Below are 9,554 nucleotides of genomic sequence, written 5' to 3' on the forward strand. Positions count from 1 at the left end.
GCGCAACTGAATAGCGCACTTGATTACGGCTCAAGAGGTTGCTGGTTTGAATCCAGCCGAGGTCACTTAGCTGATCCGCATTACACTGATAACAAGGTGTTTGCGGATTTTTTTATGCTTTTGTACCGCCCAATGTGTGGCCTGTTTTGTGCAGCAGTTCTCTTCAATCTTTTAATTACAATTTGAGCTCAACCAATAATTAGACAAGATTTAAAATGGTCTCGACATTCCTCTTATTATCTAAAGGCATAGAAAATGATGTCAGCGACCTTAAGATCTATTCTTATAATTAGCATTTCCTTAACAAAATTTAACTACATTTATTTTCTGGGAATGTCCTTTATAAACCACGGAAATAGTACCTACCGGACTTCGCACATATTTGGATAAGGATACATTTATCTTTCTAAAGGTGATAAAATAGTATGAAAGAATTCGATGTTTGGAAATCATATATAGATGTTTTAGAAATATTGACAAATCAATATTCAGAGCCTTTTGATATTAAAGTTCTGGAAGTTAAGAATGATTCATCCGTAATTTGCAGGTATATTGATGACAATCACAGGGAAAAAATTTTTGAAAATTTGGTAAAAGTTTTTCCGGAATTAAGAAAAAACAATCTCAATTATCAAGGCAATTATCTTCTTTATCCCTCTAAAGAAACAATTTGTACTTCCGAATTGGAAGCTCTGAAAGTATTTTCAGAATCAAACCATTTTGAGTTTTCTTCCAAACCTGCTTTTTCTGGAACTTTTAAATACAATAATACTCCGTTAATTGATTTTTTAAAAAAGCACGTTATAAAAACGGAAGAACTTCAGAGTCAAAAAACATTGGTCCACCACTTAAAAATGTTATACCCAGGTTCTACCTGGAAAGAAAAAAACAGGGGCAAAATTGTTGTGCTTGATGAAACTTTCTTGCACCACAAAACTTTCGAAGAATGGGGCTTAAAATATTCAATTGAATATATTCTTACAATTAAGGATATTTCTTATCCAATTGAAGTTCAAATCACCTCGAGTAAAATATTGGAAATAAGTCATTCAATAAAAAAGAAAAAATTAAGTGTCAAACTGAAGGGAAGTGTTACAGAAAAAGAGATCAAAGAGATTCGGACTTTAGTAAATGATGACCTTTGTAAAAAATTAGGTCAATCCCCAACCATAAGTTTAAATGCAGTTTTCACAAAGACCAATTTTCAAGATACTATCCCTATCCCTATTACGCGAAAATTTAATAGAATTCAATTCCTTACTCTTGACGAATTAGACAGAATTGATAAGTTATTAGAGCAAAATGGGGAGGTGTCTAGAGAAGAAAAAATAGGTGCCATATCAAAAATAGATGTGAGCGAAAAGTTTATTCAAAAGCAATATATAGATGCTGAAAAATTTTTAAAAGATAAGGTGGGTATAACCCCATTTAAGGTTGAAGGTTTTTTTAAACAGATTCATTTGAAAAACACCTTCTTAAAGAAGGTTGTTTTTGATGATTTTCAAAAAAGCACTTTCTATTCAAGCTCTTTCCATCTTGTTTCCTATATAATTGATCCAATTGAGTTTGAAACATTTGAAGCGATAAGGAAAAGTAAAAGAATTTATTACAGAACTGAAGACGAGTCCAGTCTTGAAGGAGTGATATTGCCTAACCCTGATAAGAATGTTTTTATCCAAACTTTTTCTGCAGCATTATCTTTAGGCGAACTTAAATTTGAGATTTTAATTTTCCTAAACACACTCAAACGCTACTTTAGAAAGGAGAAAATTCAAATAGCTCATGAGCAGATCCTAAGATTAGACAAGCAGCGTTTCTTAGAGCATATAAAAGATGTAATTCCCAATGAGGATTTTCAAATTAGTTCGGATGCTGAAACTATTGCTTTTGACTTCAGAAATAGGGTTGAATTAAGTGATAAATTACAAAAATTAAGAACGTATGAATCCCTCCGTTTTTTAGGATTTAAAGAAGACCATAAGTTTAAGGTAGCTTTTGAAAAAAATACACCATTAGAAGAACTAAAGATAGAGCTTGATAAATTCAACTTTGCAAAATCAATTTTAAAGGAATCAGGAAATGTGTTAAGGGTTTTTGGGTTAATGTCTGATATAAGTTTACTGCCAATAGTTAAGGCAAATATAGAGAATGCTGTCGGAAATTATGAGCAAAAAAATATACAACTTAACTGGGATTCCTTTGATGATGGATATATCAAATATTTCTTCAGATTTGATGAAGATAGTTATAAGGAAGAAGTATATAAAAAACTTAATAATCTAAGAGGTGAACCTCTAAGTCGTCTTGAATCAAGGGATTCTTTGGGAGTTTTGAAGGCAATATCATATCCAAATTTAACTATCCAAGCCGAAGACAATAGCTTGTTAAAGGAAGGTGAATATTTGTGTGTTAAAAGTGCATTAAAAGGAGAAAAAGATAAAATTAAACGACTTCGAGATACAATAGAAAAAATATATTCTGTATCAGATAATTCCATACTTAATAAACAGCTGAAAACCGCACTAATAGATTCATCCACCTTAGAATCCTTTATTGACGGAGATATTACTTTAACCAACGATTACAAAGACCTTTATCAGAAAATCAATAATGATCTATTAAGTACTTATGTCAATGAACGACAAAAAGCAGCAATTGTAAAATGCCTTCTAAGTGAAGACTTATTTATAGTCCAGGGACCTCCAGGAACAGGAAAGTCCACCGCTATTGCGGAGCTTATTTGGCAACATCTAGTTAACAATGAGCAAGAAGCTCGTTATCGAGTACTTGTTACATCTGAGACAAATCTTGCTGTTGATAATGCTTTGGATAAACTAAGAAGCAAATCGCACTTATTGATGAAACCAATACGATTTGGTTCTGAGGGGAAACTCGATACAGAAGGTAGAAGATTTTCACTGGAAGCATTGAATAGTTGGAAAAATCAAGAATGGGAAGATGAAGAACCGTTAATCGTTGATGATTGGATAGATTTGATTAATAGTAGATGTGAAAACCCATTAAATAATTCATTTATTAATCAATGGAAGGAGCATTTGACAGAGAAAAACATTATGCTCCGAGACTTTGTACATAAATCCTATGTAAATAATTGCAATGTAATTGGAGCAACGTGTAGTTCAATCGGGAAAACAAATTCCGAGGGTAAGTTTACTAGATTTTTTCAGGAGTATAGTAATGTTTTTTATCCGGATGTTTTTGAAAGTTTCAAATCATTACCTAGCCGTTCCTCTGCTACTAATCTTAAAAAGAAAGAAATTGAGTTTGAATTAGCTATTCAAGATGAAGCTTCCAAAGCATCACCTCCCGAATTAGTTCTGCCATTCACATTCGCAAAGAAGGCTGTTATAATTGGCGATCATAGGCAATTACCACCACTAATTGATTCAAATGAGTTTATCGAAAGTTTGATTTATCTTAAAAATAAGAGCAAAGATGAAAAGCAAATAAAAAAAATTAGTGATCTTATTCGATTTATTAAGCAGCATAAACAAAGCTTTGAACAGTCACAATTTGAAAAACTATTCAAAAATATTGACCTAAACCTTAAATCAACTTTTGATACCCAATATCGAATGCACCCCGCCATAAATGAAACCATTAAGCAGTTTTATAAGGGAGATTTTGAAGATGGGAAAGATTTAGAATGCGGTCTGCCTCTTGAATCTGTGGACGATCCTGATCTTAATAACTCAATGTCAAGATATCATGGCCTTACCAAGAAGAAAGATACTCATGTTATGTGGTTTGATGTACAAACGCCCGAAATTAAGCAAGGTACAAGTAGAATTAACCCTGGAGAGGTAACAGCAATTGAATGGATAATAAATTCAATAACTTCAAATGAAAACTACTCTTCTTTTATAAATCATTGGAAAGATAATGAAAGAGAACAGAAAGAGCTGGGGGTTATTACCTTTTATGGTGCACAAGCCGGATTAATTAAGAGAAATATTCCTGAAGGTGTGGAAGTTAGAGTGTCTCCTGTTGATAAGTTTCAAGGTATGGAGAGAAATATCGTCATCGTTTCATTAGTTAGGAGCAATAATATAGCTGAATCTGAAAATGAAATTGCTGATTTCCACATGTACCCTCAACATGGTTATCCTCAAAATGAAAGCCTCGGATTTGCTGAATCTCCTAATCGATTAAATGTAGCTCTTTCAAGAGCTAAGCGACTGTTGATTGTAGTAGGAAATTCTAAACACTTCAGCAAAAAAGAAATTTATAAGAATGTTTTTGAAACGATAAAAGCACACCCTCAAGGCGAAGTATGGGGCTTTGATGGAGAAAAGCCCTTTAAGATATAGTATGGAACTTAGATCAATTATAGAACCCGTAAAAATACGACTAAGGAGTTTTAAAACACTCTTTAGAAGAGCCCTGCCATTGGAAAAGCATGAGTCAGCAATTTTAGGCCTTATTCATTCAAATAATGGCGAATATGGTTACAAGGGATTAGGTTCTCTTTTGGGTTTTGCGATGCAAGAGGATGCTGGGAAAAGTATAAGAAAGGATACAGCCGAAATCCAATTATTTGATTCTTATTTAGAAAACTTAAAATCTAATCATTTAATCCAGTATGATACACAGAGCATTGAACTAACATATTGGGGTCAAAAGGCAATTAGAGATAGGGTGAAATACACTTTTTATTCATGTAATATTCAGGTTCCTGAGTTTTTCGATATTTATATATCAGGCGAATCAACCTTGTTTCCGTTTAAAGAGATTGGTGTTGAAGTGAGAATATCGAACGAAAAAATTCAAGAGAAAGCTTGGGAAATGGAGAATTTAGAAGTTCCTGATCAACAAATTTTAAACCAATTCGATCAAAATAGATTCAACATTAATGATAAAATCATTTTTGATAGCATAGAACCAACTTCAAACATTCAGCAAATTGATACTGATTTAGAATTCCGAGAAGTTAATTCAAGCATAAGTGTACTCTATGATGGTGAATTTCAGGAGAAATTATCAATCGAGATTAATCACGAATTAAATTATGGTAAAGCAGAGGCACTGAAATTAAAATTGCGATACGCAACATTTATAGAATCTAACCAATCTTTTTCAGTTGAAGATTTAAATGAGTTTATTTCAATCATTGACTGGAATGAGATTTTAGAAAATTGTAATATCAATTGGAATCAAAATTCAATAAAAATACTTGAAGAATATGGGGTAAACTGGAACATTATAAGCTCAAAGTGCCCACTAAATATAGTAATCGAATCAATTGATCAATATCAAGATTTCTTTGACTGGAGTGAACTAACAAAAAGAGTGGGCCTTTCATTTATACTTTCAAACATAAATAACTATCCTTGGGATGCTGATGGTTTAATTGATATAGTAACATTGGATGATTTTAAAGCCAATATATCTAGCATTACTCAACTACAAGTAATTGACTTCAATAAGTTTTATGAAGAGCTTGAATATGAATTTGTAATTCAAAATTTCAGAAAACTTCCTGGAATTGAAGACTATTTGACCAAAAATAATTCAGAAAACTTATGTGATTTCATAATTAAATATCCGGATGGAAATTGGAATAGCTCCTGGGTCTCTCAGTATCTTAACATAGAAAATATTGAAAACAGATTCGATGAATTAAAGAATGTACTAAATTTCGAAATTGTCGTTGAACGAATTATATCCAGTCATCATAGTTTTAATGATTCTGTTTTTCAACAAGTAATTGTTGAAGCTAATTTCTCCAGCAATGTAAAGCTGATTAATAAAAACACTAAGTGCAGCTTAAATCTTTTCAAATTATTAGCCCTAGAGGGTAAAGGAATTATTTACTGGGGTAGCGAAATTGTTCCAGGTTTTGAGCAAAACGCATTTCAAAATTGGTCTATCGATATCATAGAATATTTTAAAGGCAAATGGAACTACCCGGATGCAATACAGGTACTTGGGAATACCATATCTGATTACTCAATATTAAAAAGCTTTGAATATGAATGGGATTTTAAATCAATTTCAGAGAATCGTAAGCTAATAAATCAACCTGGTTTTTTTGACGAATTTAAAAATCAAATTGACATTGATTCGGCTGTATTATTATTTGATAAAGACTCTTTAGAATCTAATCTAATTTCACTTATTCAAATAAATCAGGTTGATGAGATTGAAAATCTACCTAAAGCTATTTCAAATCTATTTAACCTTGAAAATATTTTTCAGAAAATTGACAAGTATCAGGACTTTTATTTAAAGATTGCAGATAAGGTTCAATGGAATAAAGTTTGGAATAGAACTGAAAAACAATTTGTACAAAACAATATTGAAGAATTGTTTTCAATGTTAGATTCAATTGCTTATCCGAAATATTTAATAGCTGAAATCACAAATTATTTTGAAGTTGAGGAAATATTTGAATTATCGGATTTGGAGTGGGATTGGAATAATGTTACTGAACGAGCAATTGAACAAGAGATTATCAATGATAACAATCTGGTAGCTTTTTCTTGTTTTTGGGATTGGGAACTATTGATAGAAAAATATTTTGAACCCGAAGATTTACTAATTGAGGGAAAACTTTCTGAACTTGCAGCATTAATCTCTCAAGCATCACAAGAAATAAGGGAGAAATCGTGGAGGTTAATTACAGAATTATATCCTGCACATTCATTATGGAGTGCTATTAATGTAACAAGCGATATTGAACTCTTTCAATGGGATTGGAATTACATTAGCTCTTCCAACAAAATCTCATTAGACTTAAATACCCTTAAGTCATATAAGAAGGTTATAAACTGGTCATTGTTATCTAGTAATTCCTTCTTAAATGCGTTTTTTAGAAACGATAAAGAAATCTATCATTCAAGAAAACAATGGGAAAACCATGTGCTATCCTATCTTTCTGAATTTGTGGAATTTTGGATTTTTCAGGAGTTGTCCAAACTTGATAACATTACACGGAGTGAGACCATTGTAAGTTATTTTAAGTTAAAATGGGATTGGGATATACTCTCTTCAGGAAAATCAAAACTACTTACCCAAAAAAGGAAAAATGGTGTAGTCTTTAATGGACGATTACTTGAAAAATTTCAGCGGTTTATTAATTTTCAAATATTTTCTCAACGAAATGATGCGGTAATTGACTTTGACTTAATTAAACGATTTGAAGCAAAGAATTGGGACTGGCAAGGCCTTTCCAGTAATCCTAACTTAAAAATTGAAAAAGAGACTCTATTCACAGATCTAATAGATAAACCATGGGATTGGACGGTTCTATGTAAGAATCCTAATATTAAATTTACAAACGATGATCTAATTCAATTGCAAGATAAAAACTTGAATTGGCCATATCTATCAACCAAGGAGTGGTTAGCTAATTCAACAATTGTCCAATTATCTGATAAAAACTGGGACTGGTGTACTATATCAAGTAGTGAATCTCTAATTTTTGATGAAAACCTTTTACGAGTATTAAGCGATAAGGCGGATGTAAGTTGGGTTGAAGTCCTCAATTCAGATAATTTGCATTGCAATGATAAAACCGTTAAATCCCTTGCGAAATCTATCAATTCGGACTCTTCACTTTGGAGAAACTTATCTGGCAACAAAAACCTACTATTTGAAAACAATAGCCTGCTTGAAGATTATAAAGAGTTTTGGGATTGGAATGTACTTATAGAAAAGAGAAAAATTGATATTAACTCCTTGCTCACCTTAAGAAGGTATCAAGATTATATAGATTGGAGTGTATTAAGTACAACTATCCAATTTGCTCCTGAAAAATCGATCCTATCAGAATTTAAACATTTACTGAACTGGAAATATTTAACCCCAAAAATTCCATTGAAAGAGGATATGCTTAATTCATTCAAGTTATACATTGACTGGAATGTTCTCTGCAGAAAGTCAAACTTTGATGGTCAATTATCATTAGTAAAGAATTTCATTGATTTCATTGATTTTGGCACAATCGAAAATAATTCAACTATCGATTATGAAACCAAAAATTTTATCGAAAATTATTTGATTGAAAATGTTCATGCAAGGTTCGTTTACGAATTAAAAAAACAAAGGAGTCCCTGGTCGGGATATGTATATCATTTCACCCATTTGACCAACGCTGTAGAAATTATTAATAAAAGACAGATTGTAAGTCGGAATAAGGCTTTAAAAGCCACGAAATTTAGTGATGCAGCGGGAAGTGTAGTTAATAGAAGAGATGATGCTCATGAATATGCTCGTTTCTATTTTAGACCTCAAACACCTACTCAATTTTACAATGAATGTTTAGGTAAAGATCATGAATCTGGCCGATACGGTTGGGCAAAGGATTATTACGGGAATTGGCAAGAAAAATGGAAATCTGATTTTCCTAAAGCATTAGATCTTGGTCTACCAAAATGTCCAATTCCTGTATTCTTCAAATTTGATTTGAGAGAGATATTATACTTTCAGAGCAATAGATGCTTTGTTAGTAACGGAAATCTACAAACAAATTGGGCTCAAATTGGGAGTCTAAGTGAGATGTATAATCGTTTTGATTTTGATGATTTATACAGCACTATAAAGACTACATCAGACGGTGATTGGAGAACATACATGAATAAGTCACAACAAGAGTTTTTAGTGAAGGACGAATTCGATTTCTCCAATATTAACAATTATGAAATATTGGTTAGAAATAATTCAGATTTAGCTCAATTAAGACATCATTTAAAAGGACAGCCTGAAATAATTTCAAAGACAAGGGTAGCGGATTATAATGACGATATCTACCTGAATAGCAATAAATCAATTGATTATCAACTCGAGGGTAATTCAATTAACATTTCCACAAATTATAGTGGAAATGGAACAAGATCAGCATACTTTGAAATTGATTTGAAAGATGATTCATATAAGATTAAATCCGGTCATCTCTTATCGAAAACAGGGAACAAACTTCGGTTCTTTCCTGACATCAATATTGAATTTGAATCAGAGCCATGTCTAACGGTTACTTTCCAAGATCAAGTGACAGATAAGGAACCTTGGCAAATAATAAAATATTGTTCTCCAAAGGAGGAAATCCAAAAATCTCATAGCGAGAACAATAAAAGAAACGAAATTATGTACCCACAGTCGATAGAAGAACTTTGCGACGTCTTACCTCAGTACATAACTACTTATGACTCTAAAGTTAGACATTATATATTAAGGGATCATACGAATATTGTTCTCAATCAATTCGATAGATATTTTTCAAACAAATTCAATGACAAAGAGAGAGAACTGATTAGATTTTTTTTGATAATTCATGACATTGGAAAACCCCAAGCATTTAATGAAGGGAATAAAGGTCTTCAGTATGATCATAGTATTCAAACGGTAAAGAATATTTGGTTCAAAATATCAAATTCCCAGGAAGACTTAACAAAAGTTCTGCTATTATTAGAAGGTGATTATATAGGTGAATACTTTCAGAACAAAAATTGCTTAGAAAGTATATCCCAGGTAATCATAAATGGCTCAAAAAGGCTCAATACACCCCCTGTCTCTTATACACATCTGACGCTGCC

At 32.0% G+C, this 9,554-nt stretch carries 2 protein-coding genes; both read left to right on the forward strand.

Translation table 11 applies throughout. The features are described from left to right. Window positions 1-425 precede the first annotated feature (425 nt). A complete protein-coding gene (locus tag Q0L29_RS13845; RefSeq protein WP_296622587.1) occupies window positions 426-4,331 on the forward strand; it encodes a DEAD/DEAH box helicase in 3,906 nt (1,301 codons plus the stop codon). A gap of 1 nt (window position 4,332) precedes the next feature. Further along, a partial coding sequence (locus Q0L29_RS13850) for a DarT ssDNA thymidine ADP-ribosyltransferase family protein (protein WP_296622588.1) occupies window positions 4,333-9,554 on the forward strand: 5,222 nt, incomplete at its 3' end.

It is taken from the genome of Marivirga sp. (assembly GCF_024636815.1).
GTDB lineage: Bacteria > Bacteroidota > Bacteroidia > Cytophagales > Cyclobacteriaceae > Marivirga.

Bases quoted from the DNA above. Each gene is read 5' to 3' on its own strand.
- Q0L29_RS13845 (WP_296622587.1), top strand. From the start codon at position 426: ATGAAAGAATTCGATGTTTGGAAATCATATATAGATGTTTTAGAAATA.